Raw genomic sequence first — 18,654 nt, 5'->3', positions numbered from 1 at the left:
GGTGGGTCAGTTCTGCGTGGACATCAACACGCCATCTGCTCGGCAGTGACGCCCGGGATCTTTTTGGGCTTCGCCTCCCCAACCAGCATCTCGGGTGGCGTTGCTGCAAGCAGTGCCTGGCAGTACGCAACAGTGATGTTGTTCGCAGCGAGCATCAGCTCGACGCACTCAATCTGCCGGGTCGGTTTCATTTTGCGCAACACGGCCCCGAGATTCGGAGAGAACTGCTGATCCTTCAGCAACTCCGTCGCTTCCTGACAGAGCCCGTCAAGCAGATTCATTTTCTTGACGATGTGGCTGACGTCGACGCTCAAGGCCTTTGCTAGTCGCTCGGGCGTGACCCCGCGATCGACGGCACGCCGGATCATGAAGTGCTCTTGGATCGTGGACAGGCGATTGATCCGGTTGTTATAGGTATAGCTTTCGTCATCAAGTGCGACGAAACACGGCGCGTCGACGAATTCGAGTTGCCGCAGCGCAAGCACCCGGATATGTCCGTCGAGCAGGACATGCTGGCCCGTTCTCGGATCCACCTTGCTGATAGTGAGTGGCTCGATCAGACCGACTTCCTCGATCGACGAGAGGATGGTCTTGAACTTCTTCGACTCTAGTACGCCCTCAGGCGGTTTCCGCGACGGCAAGATCCTGTCGAGCAGAACGGTGATAGGCTCGGGGACGAACCCAAGGGGCGGCTGGCTCATACGACGTGGCTCCCTTCCCAGACCCGCTCGGCCAGGTATTTCGGCAGCGTTTCGAGGCCTTCTGCACGTAGCAGATTGGTGAAATTTTCATTCGCGAGCAGTTGACGTAAGGCCTCAATGATGAACAGCAACCGTTGTTGAGTCACCTCGGCCTTCTTGATCATCAGCCGCTGGCGTTCGACTTCGTGTTGGTAGTTCCGAACGAGGCTCGATGAGGTCACCTCTGGCTTTACGCGCGAGGCGCCGCGCGCGAGCGATCTTCCTTGCGTTCGTCGCCTTTCAATGACGCGACGAGCCTGTATCAGCTGGTTTCCGCGCAGCGCCCCGGACTCATAGGCATCCTGTAACGCGGCCTGGATTGCCTTGTCGTCGTTGCCGGCGCCGGCGATGGTCATGGCGGCATTGAGCGGAATGCGCCCACGCTGAACCGCAGCCAACAGACGCTCTTCGCCGTTCTTGAGCAGGTAGAGGATTCCCTGTATGTATTCGATGCTCAGCCCGGTCTTCTCGGAAATGATTTTCTTGTCGTATCCCAGATCGCGCAGGCGCTCGATGCCGGAAAGTAGCTCGAGTGGTTGATATTGGCGCCGCGCGATATTTTCCGACAGGCTCATGATGAACGCCTGTTCGTCGTTGACGTAGTCGACGAGTGCCGGGATATGTGTTTCGCCGAGCGCCCGGAATGCTTTGAGTCGCCCCTCGCCGCAAATCAACAGATAGCGTTTCGATCCCCCGCCTCCGTTTCGAGGCGTGACACGGATGGGCTTTTTCAGACCAACGGCTTTGATGTTCGCGACGATTTCGTTGAATACCCGGGCGTTCCGTTCTCGGGGATTCAGCACGTCGATTAGATCGACCGGGATCATCTGCAATTCGATCGAGGGATGTTCCTTGGTCATGCGGCTCTCCGGAGTCGGCAGCGTGCGGCCATGCCATACAGGTAATCCAGGTTGTCAAAGCGATAGCTCTCAAACTCGATTCCGTTGTGATCGGCCAGGCAGATGCGCGGCTGCCCGAAATCGAGGCGCGGCAGCAGGTAGTAATCAAGTGGGACCTGGTTAGTCTCGTCAAGCCGGACAGCGACCGTGATGTCGGGCAGTAGACTGGTGTCGAACCGAACCTTCCAGCGTCGCCGCCCGTTTTCCAGAGCATGGCAGCGCGACAGCACCATTGACACACTGAATTCGCGATTAACGTCGAGCAGGTCGGTGGCCGGATCACGATCAACGGCGCCGCCGAGATCGGCGATCATGCGTTCAGTCTGGCTAACGATCTCTGGATGGAGGCGGCGCAGGAACTGGTTAACTTCCAGAAACTGGTAATCGCGGCCCGGCGTAAACCCCACTGCCTGATAGGCGCGCAGCAAGCTACCGAAGCGGTGAACGTACGCGGCCGTCGAGGGCATGCCTTCGGCCTCGTCGATGACCAGCCCGGACAGAAAGCCTCGCTGCCGGTACAAATTGCGAAGCTTCTCGAGCAGCTCCTCGTTGCTGAATCGGTGTGCCCGCGCCCGTAGGATTCCCTGTGCCGTGTAAAAGATCTCGGCCGGCACAATGGGCTCAAATGCGCCGTCCTTCCGGATCCACATCTCGGGCTGATTGACTACCCGATGCTTCTTGAGCTTGAATGAAATCCGGTTGTAGATGTTGTTGCCGATGTACTTCTCGTTACTGAGCACCTGGCGGACAGTCGCACGGGTCCAGTCTCGACCCAGATCCGTGCCGATACATTGAGCGTTGAGCCGCGTTGCGATTTCCGACTCGGTCAACCCATCGTTGACGAACCAGCGATAGATCTGATTGACCGTGGCCACCTCCGGCTCAGGGCCCGGCATCAGAATCACGCGGTCGGTTTGTAGGCTCTTGTGGTCACCCCGCGCCAGTTCGGCCTTAAACGTACCGCTTTGGTCCACGAGGACGCGTCGCAGACCATAGCCGGCGGGGCCACCTTGACGATATCCCAGCTCGATCAGTCGACATTGCCCAGCGAAAACCTTGGCCGACAGTTCACGGCTGTATTCACCGGCCATTGCTCGTTTGACGCCTTTCACGATAGTGGAAACCGGCGAGCCATCGTTCTCGAACTGTTCAGCGCAGTATGTGACCTGAATGCCAGCTCGTCGGCAGATGTATTCGTAATAGGCGCTTTCGTCGGCATCCTGGAAACGTCCCCACCGGCTGACGTCATAGACCAGGATCATCTCGAAATCAGCGTAACCAGACTCGACGTCCCGAATCAACTGCTGGAGAGCGTGTCGTCCATCGATGCTCAGGCCACTCTTGCCTTCGTCCGCGTAGGTCCGGACGATCTGGATGCCGCGACGATTCGCATAGTCCCGGATCTTGTCTGCCTGGTTCTCCGTCGAATATTGCTGATGTTCGGTCGACATCCGGACATATTCTGCTGCCCGATGAACGGCCGGCGAGGGGGTGGCGTCGCTGGGGTCTTCTTCTTGCAACATGGCAACCGATCGCGTGAGTGAAACGATTGAACGCTCTCGGATCCCCGTTGCCCGTTGGCTGCGTTCCGGGAGCAGGAAGCTCGTGGTGCCGCCGAATTTCCGCCCATGCAGGATGTTCGAGAGATGGTGTGAGAAAGACGGTACGGGCCGGCTTTTCCGATGTCGATCACGTCCTCTCTTTGCACGCATCCTTTTTGCACGGGCAGTCGACGCAAACCGGCTCGATAGCGACAAGCCACGAAGCCTTCGGCTCTCGTCCTGGCGCGGCAGCCAGCCGAATCCAGTACAGCCCGGGCGCGATCGGCGACACGTCCATCTTTGCAAAATCGCCGAACGAGCTTTGGGGCTGATCCCGATGTTGAGCTCGGTTACGGGCCACATAATCCGGATGGTCGCTCCGGTACTGGCGCCAGTAATCCGGGTGGCGCTTTTGCCAGGCGCGCTGTGCGTTCCGCTGGTTGTCACGGTAATCGGGATCGTTGCTGAGCTTCTCCCGCTGCCACTGACGCTTTCGAGCTCGCTGACATGTCGATGACGAGCAGTAGGTCTGATGTGGTGTTTGCGGGCGCGGTTCGAACAGGTCGCCGCAGCAAATACAGGGCTTGAGTGCCATCCACATCTCCTGCAGGAATGGGCGCCCGATCATGCTTACGTTTGTAAGCGCGATTGAATGCGTTCATTGGTGCTGGTTGACGACCGGGGCATAGATATTGAATAGTTAATTATGTGTAAACGTAGTAGAAGTTAACAAGGCAGAGCCCTATCTGTGCAAAAGGGGAAGAAGTCATTGATGATCAATGGCTTGGCGCGCGGCAAACCCTCTGAAGTTTGTGTGCGCACGACGAACACGCATGTGGACAACTTTCTCGGATTCACGGTGGATGAGCGATTGTCCCCAAGGTAGACACATGGTTTTCACAGCAATTGCCCGCCGAAATCCAGCCGTTGTTCACAGGTCGGCAGTGGAAGGAGCGAGCGCGAGCTGTGAACCATGAAAAATGGAGACCAAAGGCCTATGGCCAAGTCTGATGAAGATTCGATTTTCGAAAAGAAATCACCCGAGCAGGTGATCATGGAAGCAGGGGCCAAGGTACTGCAGGCCGGCATCTGGTTGATTCGGAATGGCTACGGAAGGATGCTGCTTCTTCCGTACGCGTCCCCATCCGGTGCGTACTGGCGATGTGAGTTTCACCCGGTTGGCCGGCCGAGCCGGACAATCTTCCGGTACACGAGCGGCAGCGAGGCCAAATATCTCGAAAATCACTGCGGTGGATCCATCCGCTCAAGCGTGTCGCCCGAGAAGCTGGCGCAGGCGATCATGAAAAGCGTACCGGACGACGTCAAGTCGTCGTGCGAAGGACCAGCGTCTCCTGAGACGCTCCGCTGGCTGGTGCTGCTCGAGGCCGCAGTCGATGGCGGTTTTCTGGCAGAAGCGTTCCACGACTACACCGAGGATTATTCGCGGTGGGAGCTGGTTAGCTTGATTCGAGGCAATGGCGACCCAATTCCTGCGCCTCCGGGCTATGTAAAACCTGGCGAGGAGCGCAGCGTCGTCGATCTGGAATGGCGGGACGGCGAGGCAGCATGGAACGCTGTTGCCAGTGACGAGGAGCTCCTCATCGGATTGGAGACGCTCAGCGACGACGAACGATGCTATGAGGTAGCCGATCGCGTTCGACGCGGGTTCGCAGAAACGACGGACGGATTTGAGGCCAGACGCCTCTTGCGTGCCGTAATTGGCACGCTCTCGAAGTTCGAGTGATTGCAAGTGCGCAACGAATCTGTTGGGGGTGCGAATTATTGAAGTTAGGCAAGTTCACGACAATAAGCTACGGGAAGAAAAATGGCATACGAATTGAATTCGCTGTTGATGAAATGCGAGGCAGATGATTTTTCGTTTTTGATCGATAGAATCGAGAGTTTCACGAACCTATCGTCAGATACCGAATTGAACGAGGCGTTTGGTTCCTTTAAACAAGGCGGCCGTCGATCCCAAAAAGAGTCGCTGGCAAAGATTTTAGAGCGAGAAATTCGCTATCTTGGCAGCTCAGACATTGCGTACGCGTACAGAAAATTGACATCTTCGGAGGAGCCGGCGGGTGTTAGCATCCATGAAATCATCGAGGATGTGAGCAAGAAATTAAAGGTAAAGCAGAAGTTAATTGGCGGTGTCGAGGCGAAGCTTGAAAGATTGGTGAAATTCACCGTTGAAAAGATGTTTTTCGAACTAAAGCCTGAGCAGCAACGTGAGATGTTTGATAAAGCGAAGGTAGGGAAAGATCAGCAGGATGAGTTTTTCGATAAGATTAAGAAAAACAAAGCATATTTCTTGCCGTTATTATTTTCTCTGCTCGGCCCCGAAATAACTGCGACGATTGTTCAGGGGCTCGCTGTTGCAGCGATAGCCGCTTTCATTGGGCGTAAGGCTGCTGAAGAGCTTTTAAAGAATCTCATTGCAAGGTTCCCTTGGTGGGCTGAGTGGCTAGGTCCGATAGTGTGGGGGCTCAGTCTTGGCTGGCTGGCGATTGACCTGCAGGGGGCTGCTAATCGCAAAACCATCCCTGTTCTTCTATACCTCGGCATTGTCGGTCTTCGGGATGGTCCGGAGGACGGCGACGCATTCTGGTCCGAGCCATCGTCAGACTAACGTCACCTGGCGGGAAAATTGGATCTCGATGAGATAGGCAGCGGCCGGGCGGCGAAACGGATGTCGCCGGCCGATAACTGATACCTCCGTCTGTTCGGGAAAGGGGTATCCTCTGTCCAATAACGTACCCAAGATGAGACCATATGTCGAAATCGAACTTAGAGGTTGTGCCGGCGCCGAGGCGGACTCCGAGAGCCAAAGGCGCTGCACTGGACGATCAGCAGACGATTGATCGGTCGCGAACTGCGGAAATTGTTATCGCGCTTTGTGGGCCAATGGGTACCCCACTGCATGACGTAGCCAAGACTTTTATGGAGCTCCTGCAGGGTACCGATTATCGATATGAGCAGGTTTCTATTATTCGGCTCAGCGATGAAATTAGAGACTTATCTGGTCTGACGGACCCAAATTGCTCTATCAAGGAGCTCATTGAGGCGGGCAACAAGCTTCGACGAGAACGTGGCAACGCCATCCTCGCACGAGTCGCAATTAAGCAGATTGCGCTTGCGAGGGAGGCATTGGGCGAAGCGCGTGACGACACAAATCAGGCTGATTTGTTTGGTGAGGAGCAGACCGATCCAGATTTAAAGCCGATTTATTCAATTCGAAGCTGCCACATAATTGATTCAGTCAAGAATATTGAAGAGCTGCGGCTCCTGAGATCGGTCTATGGAGACATGCTACATGTCGTCGGTGTCTACACACCGGTGGAGATGAGAATTGATCGTTTGTCTAAGCGCCCCAACCGTGGCGATGACGTGTATCAGCTGATCGACCGCGATTCTGGTGAGGAGGCGGATTACGGTCAGCAGGTTCGCGACACCTTTCCGCAATCAGATTTCTTTCTACGCGCCGACGCCGGTACTGATTCGCAATTGCGATCACGAGTTAAACGGTTTCTTGATCTGATGCTTGGGACGCGGATTGCGACGCCTACGCCAAATGAACGCGCCATGTATGCGGCTTACTCGGCTGCGCGCAATTCTGCTTGCCTGTCACGCCAGGTCGGCGCATCACTCACAAGCGCGGACGGGGAAATTATCTCCGTCGGCTGGAACGATGTGCCGCGGCCGTTCGGTGGCTTGTATGAGGCGCGGGATTCCGGGGACTCGTCTGATCACGATCATCGCTGTTGGAACATGGACGGAGGGCATTGTTTCAATGACGAAGAGAAGGACCTGATAGCAAATGCTGTTGTATCGAGAATGGTCCAGAAGAAGATTGTCGCTGATGACAAGCAAAAGGAGGCTTTTGACTTAATCCGCCACGACACGCAACTGAAGAGCTTGATTGAGTTTTCTAGGGCGGTGCATGCGGAGATGCACGCGTTGCTGAATGCTGGCGCGACTCATGGCAGCAAGGTTCGGGGCGGGAAGTTGTTCGTCACGACCTACCCGTGTCATTCGTGCGCACGACACATTGTCGCAGCAGGTATTACCGAGGTTTATTTCTTGGAGCCGTATCGAAAGAGCTTGGCTACGAAGCTCCACTCCGACGCCATTACTGAGCGCGAAGCTGATGCGGAGAAAGTCCGCATCCTCCCCTTCGATGGCGTCGCACCATCTCGTTTCCTGAAATTCTTCTCCGCACATGGCGAAGGGCGCAAGGATCCTGCCACCGGGAGAATGAGGGCTAGATCGCCGCACCCCGTTACAGCGATTACACTTGAGGCCATCCCAACGCTTGAGTCTGTGGCGGTTCGTAGTCTACAATTCGGGCTGCCTGAGACGCCGTCGTCAGGGGCCGTCCCTGCTAAGTCGGATGGTAAGTCCGATGGAGCGTGAAAGACAAAACCGGGGGATCAGATGAGTCGAATTGAGCAGCTGTCGCTGAATTTCGAGGTTTCCCCAGATCCCGTATCTCAACTGACGGACGGTCAGGGTCATATGGGGGCGGTCAGCGAAGCAAAAATACTGCGCATGCCAAGTCGTATAGACCGGGCTGACAAGCAGGCTTCTGAGCGGGAAGCTCGATTGCTTGAGCGGGTGCTGCGGCGCGCTTATTACTTTTGATCTAGGTCGCCCGACCGCCAAGGGTCGGGCGGGAATCAGAGGGCATACGAGCGTACTCGTAAACGACCTCGGATTTCCTCTTTGAAGTTGGCTGATGTACGTAGCTCCCGATAGCTACAGCACGGCGGTCGTTTTTGCTGGTATACTCCGCCACCAGCATTTAAAACCCCAAGAATCGGAAGGTTCTTGGGGTTTTTCGTTTGTGGTGGGTATCGCGCGTCAGTGGCGACGTGCCCGGCAGCATTCGGCGGGGCATGATAAAATCCTTGCCCGCTCAATGACTTAGCGCATTGCTTGAGGCGGCACGGCTGGCTGCCCGCTGGTGCTGCCGTGACGCGCGGCAACGATGCCGCGCGATGGGCGGTATAAGCGCGACGCCGCGTCCGCGGCCGGTCACGCTGCCTATACTGGTCGAGCCGGCGCAGGCCGGCACGCGTCGGGCCGCCCGGCGGCAGCCGGCCCCGGCGCGCAGCGCGACGCGAGCCTACACATTCACGGAGTATCACGGTGATTCGGACAGACGCTAAAGACGGCGCGCTCGTGTTGTTTTCCGGCGGGCAGGACTCGGCCACGTGCGTGGCGTGGGCCCTCGAACGCTACCAGACGGTCGAGACGCTCGGCTTCGATTACGGCCAACGGCACCGCGTCGAGCTCGAATGTCGCGAAGGCGTGCGCGAGGCGCTCAAGCGCCAGTTTCCCGCATGGGCCGATCGCCTCGGCGACGATCACATGATCGACCTGTCAGTGCTCGGCGCAATCAGCGATACCGCAATGACGCGCACGATCGAGATCGAGACCGCGGCGAACGGCTTGCCGAACACCTTCGTGCCGGGCCGCAACCTGCTGTTCATGACGATCGCGGCCGCGATTGCGTATCGCCGCGGGTTGCGGGTGCTGGTCGGCGGGATGTGCGAGACCGACTTCTCCGGCTATCCCGACTGCCGTGACGACACGATGAAGGCGCTGCAGGTCGCGCTGAACCTCGGGATGGACACGCGCGTCGTGCTCGAGACGCCGCTGATGTGGCTCGACAAGGCGCAGACCTGGCAGCTCGCGGAACAGCTCGGCGGCGCGGCGCTCGTCGAACTGATCCGCGTCGAGACGCACACGTGCTACGTGGGCGAGCGCGCGGAACTGCACGACTGGGGCTTCGGCTGCGGCGAATGCCCGGCGTGCAAGTTGCGCAAGCGCGGCTACGAGGCTTACCTGAAGGGCGAGCGCGTGACCGAAGCGCCGCTGTGACGCGGATGCGCGGGCGGCGCCGGATGAACAACGAATTCTGATCGACAACGAGCGGCGCGAGCCGGACGAAGCACGATGACTTACGCGGTCAAGGAAATTTTCTACACGTTGCAGGGCGAGGGCGCGAACGCGGGCCGGCCGGCCGTGTTCTGCCGGTTCGCCGGCTGCAATCTGTGGTCGGGCCGCGAAGAGGATCGTGCGGACGCCGTGTGCCGCTTCTGCGATACCGACTTCGTCGGCACCGACGGGGAGAACGGCGGCAAATTCAAGGACGCCGAAGCGTTGGTGGCGACGATCGCCGCGCTGTGGCCGGACGGCGAAGCGCACCGTTTCGTCGTCTGCACGGGCGGCGAACCGATGCTGCAGCTCGACCAGCCGCTCGTCGACGCGCTGCACGCGGCCGGTTTCGAGATCGCGATCGAGACCAACGGGTCGCTGCCCGTGCTCGACACGATCGACTGGATCTGCGTGAGCCCGAAGGCCGACGCGCCGCTCGTCGTCACGAAAGGCAACGAACTGAAGGTCGTGATTCCGCAGGACAACCAGCGGCTTGCCGACTACGCGAAGCTCGATTTCGAGTATTTTCTCGTGCAGCCGATGGACGGCCCGTCGCGCGACATCAACACGAAGCTCGCGATCGATTGGTGCAAGCGGCATCCGCAGTGGCGGCTGTCGATGCAGACCCACAAATATCTGAACATTCCCTGAGCCACGGCTTTTGACATCGTGCTGATTACCCGAAAACTCGAATTCGACGCGGGCCACCGCATTCCCGATCACCGCAGCCAGTGCAGGAACCTGCACGGCCATCGCTACGTGCTCGAAATCACGCTGCGCGGCGATCTCGTCGATACCGAGGGGGCGCCCGATCGCGGCATGGTGATGGATTTCGCCGACGTGAAGGCGCTCGCGGTCGAGCACCTCGTCAACAAGTGGGATCACGCGTTCCTGGTCTATGCGCGCGACGAGGTCGTGCGCTCGTTCCTCGAGCAGATGGCCGACCACAAGACCGTCGTGCTCGACCGGATCCCGACCGTCGAGAACCTCGCGGCGATCGCGTTCGACATCCTCGCGAACGTGTACGACGCGCATTACGGCGTGAATCTGCGGCTCGAGCGTGTGCGCCTGTACGAAACGCCGAACTGCTGGGCCGACGTCGAGCGTCAACCGGGCCGCTGATCTTCCATTCGCGGCAGCCGCGCCGGCCCGCGCGCTGCCCTCCCACCGCGCCGTGCGGTCCCGCCCGCCGCCGCTTCCCGCCTGATCCCACATCCGCCTGTCGCCGCGCTATGATCGTCGCATGGCGCCGGAGCGCGCGCCCCGCGCGCGATCACGCTGTCCCGCCGTCAGATCGGCCGCCAGGCGCCGACTAACGTTCTAGGGGGCGGTCCGGTTCCGTGCTGCGCCGCACGACGCTTTGCCGCTTCCGTCCGTTGCTTGTCCCGTTCGATTGCCGTTCCGTCCAGGAGCCCGTATCGATGAGCACGCTCACCAATTCCCTCAAGCAGCGTCTGCGCGACGGCGACGAGCCGCTGTATGGCCTGTGGCTGTCGCTCGGATGCGATTCGGTCGCGGAAGCGCTCGCGCACGCCGGCTACGACTGGCTCTGCATCGACATGGAGCACGCGCCGAACGACAGTCGCGACGTCGCATCGCAGCTGCGCGCGCTGGCCGCCGCGCATCTGCCGAGCGAGCCCGTCGTCCGCGTGCCGGGGCGCGAGCCGTGGCTTGTGAAGCGCGCGCTCGACGCCGGCGCGCGCACGCTGATGTTCCCTTGCGTCGAGACGTCCGACGAGGCCGCGCACGCGGTGCGGCTCACGCGCTTTCCGTCGCCGGATTCGCCGGACGGGCTGCGCGGCGTCGCCGGGATGGTACGGGCGGCCGCATACGGCATGCGCCGCGAGTACCTGCAGACCGCGAACGCGCAGGTCGCGGTGATCGTGCAGATCGAATCGGCGCGCGGGATCGACGAAGTCGAGCGGATCGCCGCGACGCCGGGCATCGACTGCCTGTTCGTCGGCCCGGCCGATTTGGCGGCGAGCCTCGGGCATCTCGGCGACAGCCGTCACCCGGACGTCGAAGCCGCGATGGCGCGCGTGCTCGCGGCAGGCAAGCACGCCGGCGTCGCGGTCGGCATCTTCGCGAGCGATACGGCGAGCGCGCGGCAATATCGCGAGGCAGGCTACCGGATGATTACGCTGTCTGCCGACGTGACCTGGCTGCTGCGCGCGACACGGCAGGCGCTGCAGGAGGCACGGTCATGAACGGCGGTGGCGATACGGGCAATGGGCGCGCGCAGCGCGCGATCGACGCACGCGGGCGGATCGGCGCGACGCTCGGGCTTTTGGCCGTCTGCGCGGCCGCATGGGCGCAGAATGCGCCGCACACGAAGCCTGACCCGGCGCACGAGACGCAGTCGGCGGTCGCCGATTACAACGCCGGCGACTATCGCGCGGCGCTGGTGCAGTTCCACGATGCGGCCGAACGAGGCGACCGGCTCGCGCAGTTCAACTACGCGATGATGCTGCTCACCGGCGTTGGCGTGACCGCGAACGTGGACGAAGGGCTGCGCTGGCTGAAACGGGCCGCCGACGCGAACATGTCGCACGCGCAGTATGTGTACGGGCGGATGTTCGACGACGGCGAGTTCGTCGCGCGCAATCCGGCCGAAGCGCACCGCTGGTTCCTGCGCGCGGCGAAGCAGGGGCACGTGCAGGCCGAGCTGTCGCTCGCGAACCAGTTCCTCGACGGACGCGGCACGCCGCGCGATAACCGGCAGGCGTTCGTGTGGTACAAGCAGGCGGCCGACGCAGGCGAGCCGACCGCGCAGTACGTGACGGCTTCGTTCTACGAGCGCGGCGGCGACGGCGTCACGCAGAATCTGAACATCGCGCGCGCGTATTACGCCGCTGCAGCCGCGCACGGCGACGAGGCCGCCGGTTTGAAATTCAAGGAGCTGAGTGCGCGGCTTAAGGCGCAGGAGCCGGCGTCGGGCGCCGAAGCCGACCCGGGTAGCCCGCGCGCGACGCCGCAGTGAGCGATCCGGATCACGGCACCCGACGGCCGTCACAGCGAAAAACGGCGCCGGTGCGCCGTTTTTCGTTGCTGCGAATGCGGTGCGACCGCGCGCTGTGGGGCGCCGTCAGCTCTTCATCAGCCGCCGCTGTCGCCCGACGCTCATGATCATCCCGATCGCGACGCCGAGCGTCGCGAGCGCGGTGCCGCCGTAGCTCATGAACGGGAGCGGCACGCCGACCACCGGCAAAACGCCGCTCACCATCCCGATGTTCACGAACGCGTAGACGAAGAACGCCAGCGTGAGCGAACCGGCTAGCAGCCGGCCGAACAGCGTCGCGCCCTGTGCGGCGATGTAGAGCCCGCGCGCGATCAGCGCCATGTACAGCGTCAGCAGTACGAGGCCGCCGGCGAGCCCCCATTCCTCCGAGAACACCGCGAAGATGAAGTCGGTATGCTTCTCCGGAATGAATTCGAGGTGGGCTTGCGTGCCTTTCAGGTAGCCCTTGCCGAGCGCGCCGCCCGAGCCGATCGCGATCACGGCCTGGATCGTGTGGAAGCCCTTGCCGAGCGGGTCGGACGTCGGATCGAGCAGCGTGCACACGCGGTGCTTCTGATAGTCGTGCATCAGCGGCCATTGCACTTCGGGCTGGCAAATGCGTTCCTCGAACACGGCGATCGAGCCGACCGCGATCACGCCGGCGACGAGCACCGGCACGATCAGCTTGAACGACAGGCCGGCGAGGTAGATCACGAAGAAGCCGGCCGCGAACACGAGCAGGCCGGTGCCGAGGTCGGGCTGCTTCGCGATCAGGCCGACCGGCACCAGCAGGATCCCGAATGCGGCGACGAAGTCGTACCAGCGCAGTCCGCCTTCGCGGCGTTGGTAGTACCACGCGAGCATCAGCGGCGTCGCGATCTTGAGGATTTCCGACGGCTGGATCACGACGCCGACGTTCAGCCAGCGCTTCGCGCCCTTCTTGGTCATCCCGAACAGCGCGACCGCGACCAGCAACGCAACCCCGAACGTATAGAGCGGGACCGCGAAGCGCATCAGCGTCGTCGGCGGAATGTTGGCGATCACCCACATCAGCACGAACGTCAGCAGGATGTTGCGCAACTGGTCCTCGACACGGCCGGGCATGTCGATGCTCGCGCTGTACAGCGTGACGATGCCGACGCACAGCAGCAGGAACACGATAAGGGCGAGCGGGCGGTCGAAGCCCGCAAACATCTGCTTGATCTTGTCGAGCCAGGCGCGCTTGTCGAATTGCATGCCTTTCTCCGTTAATGAGCGGTGCCGGCGTTCGCCGCTTTCGCGGCGGCGTTGGCACGGGAGTTGTCGTCGCGCGGTGCGGCGGCGAGCGGCTGCGCGTCACTCGCGGGCCGGCGCGGCCGGTGCGGGCGCCGGATCGGCGGCAGGCTCGCGGCGCGCGGCGCCGCGGCGCCCGCTTCGGCGGGCTGCGCCGCGCTTGATGCTTCGGCTGCCGAAGCGGCCGAAGCGGCGGCAGCAACCGAAGCGGCGTCCGCCGCGCTCGCGGCGGTCGGTACGACCGGCTGCGGCAGCGCGGTGAAGCCGGCCGCGACGACGGCGGGTTTCACCGCATCGCCGATCACCGGTGCGCTAACAGGTTCGGTTGCGGACGCGGCGGCGGCCACCGCCGCGGCCTCGTTCTTGGGGTTCTGGCGCTCGACGAGGTAGTAGTCGAGCACGCGCCGTGCGATCGGGCCCGCGGCCTGCGCGCCCCAGCCGCCGTTCTCGACGACCAGCGCGAGCGCAATCTGCGGATGGTCGACCGGCGCGTATGCGATGAACAGCGCGTGGTCGCGCAGGTGTTCGGCGAGCAGGTGGCCCTTGTAGTTCGAGCCCTGCAGCGAGAACACCTGTGCGGTACCGGTCTTGCCGGCCGCGAGATACGGCGTGCCGCGGAACACCTTGTACGCGGTGCCGGACGGGTTTTCGATCACGTTTTCCATCCCGCGCTTCACGACGTCGATGTCGGCCTGCTTCAGCGGGATCACATCGCTTTCCTTCGGCACCGTCAAATGGCGCGCGCGCGTGATCGGATCCTCGACTTCCTTCACGAGGTGGGGTTTCATCACGACGCCGTTGTTCGCGAGCGTCGCGGTGGCGTGCGCGAGCTGCAGGATCGTGAACGAGTTGTAGCCCTGGCCGATCCCGAGGCTGATCGTCTCGCCGTCGAACCACTTCTGCTGCGCGGCCTTCTTGAAGGCCTTCTTCTTCCAGTCGGTCGACGGCAGGATCCCGCGCGCCTCGCCCTGGATGTCGATGCCCGTGATCTGGCCGAACCCGAACGGCTTCATGAAGTTCGCGATCGCGTTCACGCCGAGGTCGCGTGCGAGCATGTAGAAATAGGTGTCGTTCGACACCATGATCGCCTTGTTCATGTCGACCCAGCCCTGGCCGGAGCGCACGTCGTTACGGAACGTATGGCCGCCGAACGTGAAATAGCCGGGGTCCTGGAAGCCCCAGCCGGGCGAGCGCTTGCCGAGCGTCAGGCCGGCCAGCGCCATGAACGGCTTGTACGTCGAGCCGGGCGGGTAGGTGCCGTGCAGCGGGCGGTTCAGGAGCGGCTTGTCGGGCGAGTTGTTCAGTTCGTCCCAGGTCTGCTGGTCGATGCCGTCGACGAACGAGTTCGGGTCGAAGCTCGGCGACGACACGAACGCGAGCACGTCGCCCGTCTTCGGCTCGATGGCGACCAGCGCGCCGCGCTTGCCGGCGAATGCCTGCTCGGCGACTTGTTGCAGCCCGATGTCGAGCGACAGCACGAGGTTGTTGCCGGGTGTCGCCTGCGTGCGCGACAGCGTGCGCACCGGCCGGCCGCCGGCCGTCACCTCGACTTCCTCGAAGCCCGTGAGGCCGTGCAGCTCGGTTTCGTAGCTCTGTTCGACGCCGATCTTGCCGATGTAGTCGGTGCCCTTGTAGTTGTTCGCGTCGCGGCGCGGATCGTAATGTTCCTGATCGCTGTCGTTGTCGTCGCTCATTGCGTCGATGCGATCCTGATCGCGCTTCGAGATCCGGCCGATGTAGCCGATCACGTGCGCGGCCGTCATGCCGAGCGGGTACTGGCGGAAAAGCCGCGCGCGCACGTCGACGCCGGGGAAGCGGAAGCGCTGCGCGGTGAAGCGCGCGACCTCCGCATCGGTGAGGCGCGTGCGGATCGGCAGGCTCTCGAAGTTCTTCGAGTCTTCCTGCAGCTTCTTGAAGCGGCGGCGGTCGCGTGCGTCGATCGGGATGATCTCGGCCAGCTTGTCGATCGTGTTGTCGAGCGTGTCGTTGAGCTTCGACGGCGTGATCTCGAGCGTGTACGCCGAGTAGTTCTTCGCGAGCACCACGCCGTTGCGGTCGGTGATGATCCCGCGGTTCGGCACGATCGGCGCGACCGAGATGCGGTTTTCCTCGGCCTGCAGCGCGTACTTGCCGTGCTGCATCAGCTGCAGGTAGAAGAAGCGGCTTGCGAGCAGCCCGAAGCACACGAACACGAACACGCCCGCCGCCGCGACGCGCAGGCGGAACTTCGAGAGCTGCTGTTGGGTGTCGTTGAATTCGGTCATGCGGTTACAGTCGATCCGGCCCATGCATGCGTGCGACGCACGCGCGGGCGAGGGGCCGCCGGAAGCGCGGCGCGCAGCGGGCGTGAGGGCGGCGGGTGTTCAAGGTCGGTGCTCAGATGGGGCGCGTATCGTCCGGGTCGACCGGGCGGCGTTGCGGCATCAGCAGCAGGTGGCTCGCGATCGGCCACAGCGCGGCCTCGACGAAGCCGTCCACCAGATAGCGCCAACCGGGAAACGCGGCGCCCATCATGAGGCGGATCACGAACGGCACCAGCTGCGCGCCGACGAGCAGCGGCGTCACGTACAGCACCTGCACGCCGATCGGCATCCACAGCACGCGGCGATGGATCGTGATCGCGCCGTACGACAGCAGCGTATAGGCGAGCGCATGCTCGCCGAGCAGCCCCGCGTCATGCACGTCCATCAGGATGCCGAGCGCAAACGCGACGCCCATGCCGACCTTGCGCGGCTGGTGAATGTTCCAGAACAGCAGCACGAGCGCGACGAAGTCGGGCACGCCGGGCAGGCGGCCCCACGGCATCAGGTTCAGCAGGAACGCGGCGGCGAGACTGAAGACGATGAAGTACGGATTGACCGGCTGCAGGATGTATTGCGGGCGGTTCATCACTGGGCTCCTGATTGCCCGGCCGCGGGCTTCGCGGTCGCGGCAGCGGGCTTGGCGGGCGCGACAGGCACTGTCGGCGCGGGTTTCGCACCCGGCGTGGCCGCGGCGGCAGGCTTCACGTTCGCGCCGGCATCGTCGCCCTTGTCGGCCTTTTCGCCCTTATCGCCTTTGTCACCTTTAGCAGCGGCCTTGGCGCCCTTCTTGCCCTTCGCGTTCTTGTCGGCGGCCGGATCGGACTCGGCCGGGCGCGGCGGGACGTCGTTCTGGTAATGCAGCACGAGCATCTCGCGCGCGCCGCGCACGGCGGCGACCGGCGCGCACGTGACGCGTGCGAACGCGGTATCGGCGAGCTTGTCGACGCGCACGACTTTCGCGACCGGCAACCCGGGCGGATACACGCCGTCGAGGCCGCTCGTGACGAGCTCGTCGCCCGCGACGAGGTCCGAACTCGTCGGCACGAAGCGCAGATCGAGCGAATCGCCCTTCGGCGTGCCGTAGATCACGCTGCGCAGCCCGGTGCGCAGCACCTGCACGGGAATCGCGAGATCGCGGTCGGTGATCAGCGTGACCTCCGCCTGCAGCGGGAACACGCGCGTGACCTGGCCGACCACGCCGTCCTCGCTGACGACCGGTGCGCCGTTCTGGATGCCTTGCTGCGAACCTTGCCCGATCACGATCTTCTGCGTGAACGGATCGCTCGTGTCGTACTGGATCTCGACCGGCGTCGATTGTGTCGCGATGTGCTGGCGCAGCTCCAGCACCGCGCGCAGATGCGTGTTCTCTTGCGCGAGCACCGCGGCCTGGTTGGCCTGTGTGGACAGCTGCAGGTTGCGCTTGCGCAGCGCGTCGTTCTCATGGCGCAGCGACGCGCCGGTAACCGCGATGTCGGCCGCACCCATGAACAGGTCGCGCGGCACGAGGGCCGCGCGTTGCAGCGGATACAGCACGGTGCCGAGCACGCCGCGGACGATTTCGAGCGTGCTGAAGCGCGCGTCCGATACGAGAAGCGCGATGGCGAGGGCGACGAAGAAGATGAGCCGCGCGAGCGCGGGCGGACCTTGCTTGAAGAGGGGCGGCGGACTGTATTCCATGGTCGGCGCCGGGCGCGTGGTGATCGGTTAAATGATGCTCAGACGCGCAAACGGCGTGGCGGTTCGTTCTGAACGAGCGATCCGGCCACGCCGCGGGTGCGCCATATCAAACTGGACTGCTTAGGCGATCACTCGTACGAGAAGATGCTGCCCAGCTTGTCCATGCGCTCGAGCGCCATCCCCGAACCGCGTACGACGCAGGTGAGCGGGTCTTCGGCGACGAGCACCGGCAGGCCGGTTTCTTCCGCGAGCAGGCGGTCGAGGTCGCGCAGCAGCGCGCCGCCGCCCGTCAGCATCATCCCGCGCTCGGCGATGTCCGCGCCGAGTTCCGGGGGCGTCTGCTCGAGCGCGATCTTCACCGACGACACGATCTGGTTCAGCGGATCGGTCAGCGCTTCGAGGATTTCGTTGCTGGAGATCGTGAAGCTGCGCGGAATGCCTTCCGACAGGTTGCGGCCCTTCACTTCCATTTCCTTGACTTCGGAGCCCGGGAACGCGGAGCCGATTTCCTTCTTGATCGCCTCGGCGGTTTGCTCGCCGATCAGCATCCCGTAGTTGCGGCGGATGTAGTTGACGATCGCTTCGTCGAACTTGTCGCCGCCGACACGCACCGAGCCTTTATAGACGATGCCGCCGAGCGAGATCACGCCGACTTCGGTCGTGCCGCCGCCGATGTCGACGACCATCGAGCCGGTGGCTTCCGACACCGGCAGGCCCGCGCCGATCGCGGCCGCCATCGGCTCCTCGATCAGGTAGACCTGCGATGCGCCCGCGCCGTGCGCGGCTTCCTTGATCGCGCGGCGCTCGACCTGCGTCGAGCCGCACGGCACGCAGATGATGATGCGCGGCGACGGCGAGAACATCCGCGACTCGTGCGCCGTCTTGATGAACTGCTTGATCATCTGCTCGGTGACGGTGAAGTCGGCGATCACGCCGTCCTTCATCGGGCGGATCGCCTCGATGTTGCCCGGCACCTTGCCGAGCATCTGCTTGGCTTCCTTGCCGACCGCCTGGATCGTCTTCTTGCCGTTGGGGCCGCCTTCCTGGCGAATCGACACGACGGACGGCTCATCCAGCACGATGCCTTTGCCGCGCATGTAGATCAGGGTGTTTGCGGTGCCGAGGTCGATCGCGAGATCGTTGGAGAAATAGCTGCGCAAAAAACCGAACATTCAGAATCCTGTTTCGCTCTGGGCCGGCCCTGCATAGCGAGCGCTGAGGGCGGCAGCGGAAAAAATAACAGCCTCGGGAAACGTGGCGGAAGCGGCCGCCGCGGCGCACGAA

General features: G+C 62.5%; 17 protein-coding genes and 1 pseudogene. 9 read left to right on the top strand and 9 right to left on the bottom strand.

Annotated features, from left to right (window positions below):
• Positions 1-29: 29 nt before the first annotated feature.
• The 4 genes and pseudogenes from WK25_RS15175 to WK25_RS30465 form a co-directional block, all read right to left on the bottom strand.
• A pseudogene (locus WK25_RS15175) lies at positions 30-701 on the bottom strand (plasmid partitioning protein RepB C-terminal domain-containing protein); the annotation flags it as partial.
• Positions 698-1,600 (bottom strand): plasmid partitioning protein RepB C-terminal domain-containing protein, encoded by a 903-nt coding sequence (locus tag WK25_RS15170; RefSeq protein ID WP_069241876.1) that lies wholly within the window; start codon positions 1,598-1,600, stop codon positions 698-700. The gene WK25_RS15170 and the pseudogene WK25_RS15175, both read right to left, overlap by 4 nt.
• Positions 1,597-3,162 (bottom strand): recombinase family protein, encoded by a 1,566-nt coding sequence (locus tag WK25_RS15165; protein ID WP_069241875.1) that lies wholly within the window; start codon positions 3,160-3,162, stop codon positions 1,597-1,599. Before WK25_RS15165 ends, WK25_RS15170 begins: the two co-directional genes overlap by 4 nt.
• A gap of 166 nt (positions 3,163-3,328) precedes the next feature.
• Positions 3,329-3,775, bottom strand: coding sequence for a hypothetical protein (locus WK25_RS30465; RefSeq protein ID WP_083253019.1), 447 nt, complete (start codon positions 3,773-3,775; stop codon positions 3,329-3,331).
• A 402-nt stretch (positions 3,776-4,177) separates the two neighbouring features.
• Here WK25_RS30465 and WK25_RS15160 point away from each other — a divergent pair, with 402 nt between their 5' ends.
• The 9 genes from WK25_RS15160 (at position 4,178) to WK25_RS15125 (ending at position 12,100) form a co-directional block, all read left to right on the top strand.
• Positions 4,178-4,924 carry a hypothetical protein gene (locus WK25_RS15160; protein ID WP_156789032.1) on the top strand — a complete coding sequence of 249 codons (747 nt, stop codon included), beginning with the start codon at positions 4,178-4,180 and terminating at the stop codon, positions 4,922-4,924.
• Between the two features lie 81 nt (positions 4,925-5,005).
• A complete protein-coding gene (locus WK25_RS15155; protein WP_069241873.1) occupies positions 5,006-5,809 on the top strand; it encodes a hypothetical protein in 804 nt (267 codons plus the stop codon).
• Between the two features lie 143 nt (positions 5,810-5,952).
• Entirely contained in the window at positions 5,953-7,593 is a 1,641-nt protein-coding gene (locus tag WK25_RS15150) for an anti-phage dCTP deaminase (protein ID WP_069241872.1), read from the top strand.
• Between the two features lie 21 nt (positions 7,594-7,614).
• A complete protein-coding gene (locus tag WK25_RS31240) occupies positions 7,615-7,821 on the top strand; it encodes a hypothetical protein (protein ID WP_156789031.1) in 207 nt (68 codons plus the stop codon).
• 507 nt (positions 7,822-8,328) lie between these two features.
• A complete protein-coding gene (gene queC / locus WK25_RS15145; protein WP_040142538.1) occupies positions 8,329-9,063 on the top strand; it encodes a 7-cyano-7-deazaguanine synthase QueC in 735 nt (244 codons plus the stop codon).
• Positions 9,064-9,138: 75 nt separating this feature from the next.
• Positions 9,139-9,771, top strand: a complete 633-nt coding sequence (gene queE / locus WK25_RS15140; protein ID WP_069241871.1) for a 7-carboxy-7-deazaguanine synthase — start codon at positions 9,139-9,141, stop codon at positions 9,769-9,771.
• Positions 9,772-9,789: 18 nt separating this feature from the next.
• Complete coding sequence (gene queD, locus WK25_RS15135) at positions 9,790-10,242, top strand: 6-carboxytetrahydropterin synthase QueD (RefSeq protein ID WP_040142535.1); 453 nt, start codon at positions 9,790-9,792, stop codon at positions 10,240-10,242.
• Between the two features lie 299 nt (positions 10,243-10,541).
• Positions 10,542-11,327 carry an HpcH/HpaI aldolase family protein gene (locus tag WK25_RS15130; RefSeq protein ID WP_040142533.1) on the top strand — a complete coding sequence of 262 codons (786 nt, stop codon included), beginning with the start codon at positions 10,542-10,544 and terminating at the stop codon, positions 11,325-11,327.
• Positions 11,324-12,100 (top strand): tetratricopeptide repeat protein, encoded by a 777-nt coding sequence (locus WK25_RS15125; RefSeq protein WP_069241870.1) that lies wholly within the window; start codon positions 11,324-11,326, stop codon positions 12,098-12,100. Before WK25_RS15130 ends, WK25_RS15125 begins: the two co-directional genes overlap by 4 nt.
• Positions 12,101-12,205: 105 nt before the next feature.
• Here WK25_RS15125 and rodA read toward each other — a convergent pair whose 3' ends face one another.
• The 5 genes from rodA to WK25_RS15100 all read right to left on the bottom strand — a co-directional run bounded on the left by rodA (position 12,206) and on the right by WK25_RS15100 (position 18,542).
• The gene (gene rodA / locus WK25_RS15120; RefSeq protein WP_040142529.1) at positions 12,206-13,354 is read right to left on the bottom strand and encodes a rod shape-determining protein RodA; all 1,149 of its coding nucleotides are present in this window, start codon (positions 13,352-13,354) and stop codon (positions 12,206-12,208) included.
• An 11-nt stretch (positions 13,355-13,365) separates the two neighbouring features.
• Positions 13,366-15,654: a penicillin-binding protein 2 gene (mrdA, locus tag WK25_RS15115; RefSeq protein WP_040142527.1), complete on the bottom strand. Its 2,289-nt coding sequence runs from the start codon at positions 15,652-15,654 to the stop codon at positions 13,366-13,368.
• A gap of 112 nt (positions 15,655-15,766) precedes the next feature.
• Positions 15,767-16,279, bottom strand: coding sequence for a rod shape-determining protein MreD (gene mreD, locus WK25_RS15110; RefSeq protein WP_011886346.1), 513 nt, complete (start codon positions 16,277-16,279; stop codon positions 15,767-15,769).
• Positions 16,279-17,370 carry a rod shape-determining protein MreC gene (gene mreC, locus WK25_RS15105; protein ID WP_069241869.1) on the bottom strand — a complete coding sequence of 364 codons (1,092 nt, stop codon included), beginning with the start codon at positions 17,368-17,370 and terminating at the stop codon, positions 16,279-16,281. The genes mreD and mreC overlap by 1 nt, the downstream gene beginning before the upstream one ends.
• Before the next feature lie 128 nt (positions 17,371-17,498).
• Complete coding sequence (locus WK25_RS15100; protein ID WP_004189550.1) at positions 17,499-18,542, bottom strand: rod shape-determining protein; 1,044 nt, start codon at positions 18,540-18,542, stop codon at positions 17,499-17,501.
• Positions 18,543-18,654: the final 112 nt, after the last annotated feature.

The sequence above is a fragment of the Burkholderia latens genome (assembly GCF_001718795.1).
In the GTDB taxonomy this organism is placed as follows: Bacteria; Pseudomonadota; Gammaproteobacteria; order Burkholderiales; family Burkholderiaceae; genus Burkholderia; species Burkholderia latens_A.
The sequence above is the reverse complement of the archived record's forward strand: the minus strand, read 5'-3'. Positions and strand labels throughout refer to the sequence as shown.

Coding starts and splice junctions, on each gene's coding strand:
- WK25_RS15170 (WP_069241876.1), bottom strand. CDS start 1,600: ATGACCAAGGAACATCCCTCGATCGAATTGCAGATGATCCCGGTCGAT.
- WK25_RS15165 (WP_069241875.1), bottom strand. CDS start 3,162: ATGTTGCAAGAAGAAGACCCCAGCGACGCCACCCCCTCGCCGGCCGTT.
- WK25_RS30465 (WP_083253019.1), bottom strand. CDS start 3,775: ATGGCACTCAAGCCCTGTATTTGCTGCGGCGACCTGTTCGAACCGCGC.
- WK25_RS15160 (WP_156789032.1), top strand. CDS start 4,178: ATGGCCAAGTCTGATGAAGATTCGATTTTCGAAAAGAAATCACCCGAG.
- WK25_RS15155 (WP_069241873.1), top strand. CDS start 5,006: ATGGCATACGAATTGAATTCGCTGTTGATGAAATGCGAGGCAGATGAT.
- WK25_RS15150 (WP_069241872.1), top strand. CDS start 5,953: ATGTCGAAATCGAACTTAGAGGTTGTGCCGGCGCCGAGGCGGACTCCG.
- WK25_RS31240 (WP_156789031.1), top strand. CDS start 7,615: ATGAGTCGAATTGAGCAGCTGTCGCTGAATTTCGAGGTTTCCCCAGAT.
- queE (WP_069241871.1), top strand. CDS start 9,139: ATGACTTACGCGGTCAAGGAAATTTTCTACACGTTGCAGGGCGAGGGC.
- WK25_RS15130 (WP_040142533.1), top strand. CDS start 10,542: ATGAGCACGCTCACCAATTCCCTCAAGCAGCGTCTGCGCGACGGCGAC.
- WK25_RS15125 (WP_069241870.1), top strand. CDS start 11,324: ATGAACGGCGGTGGCGATACGGGCAATGGGCGCGCGCAGCGCGCGATC.
- rodA (WP_040142529.1), bottom strand. CDS start 13,354: ATGCAATTCGACAAGCGCGCCTGGCTCGACAAGATCAAGCAGATGTTT.
- mrdA (WP_040142527.1), bottom strand. CDS start 15,654: ATGACCGAATTCAACGACACCCAACAGCAGCTCTCGAAGTTCCGCCTG.
- mreD (WP_011886346.1), bottom strand. CDS start 16,279: ATGAACCGCCCGCAATACATCCTGCAGCCGGTCAATCCGTACTTCATC.
- mreC (WP_069241869.1), bottom strand. CDS start 17,370: ATGGAATACAGTCCGCCGCCCCTCTTCAAGCAAGGTCCGCCCGCGCTC.
- WK25_RS15100 (WP_004189550.1), bottom strand. CDS start 18,542: ATGTTCGGTTTTTTGCGCAGCTATTTCTCCAACGATCTCGCGATCGAC.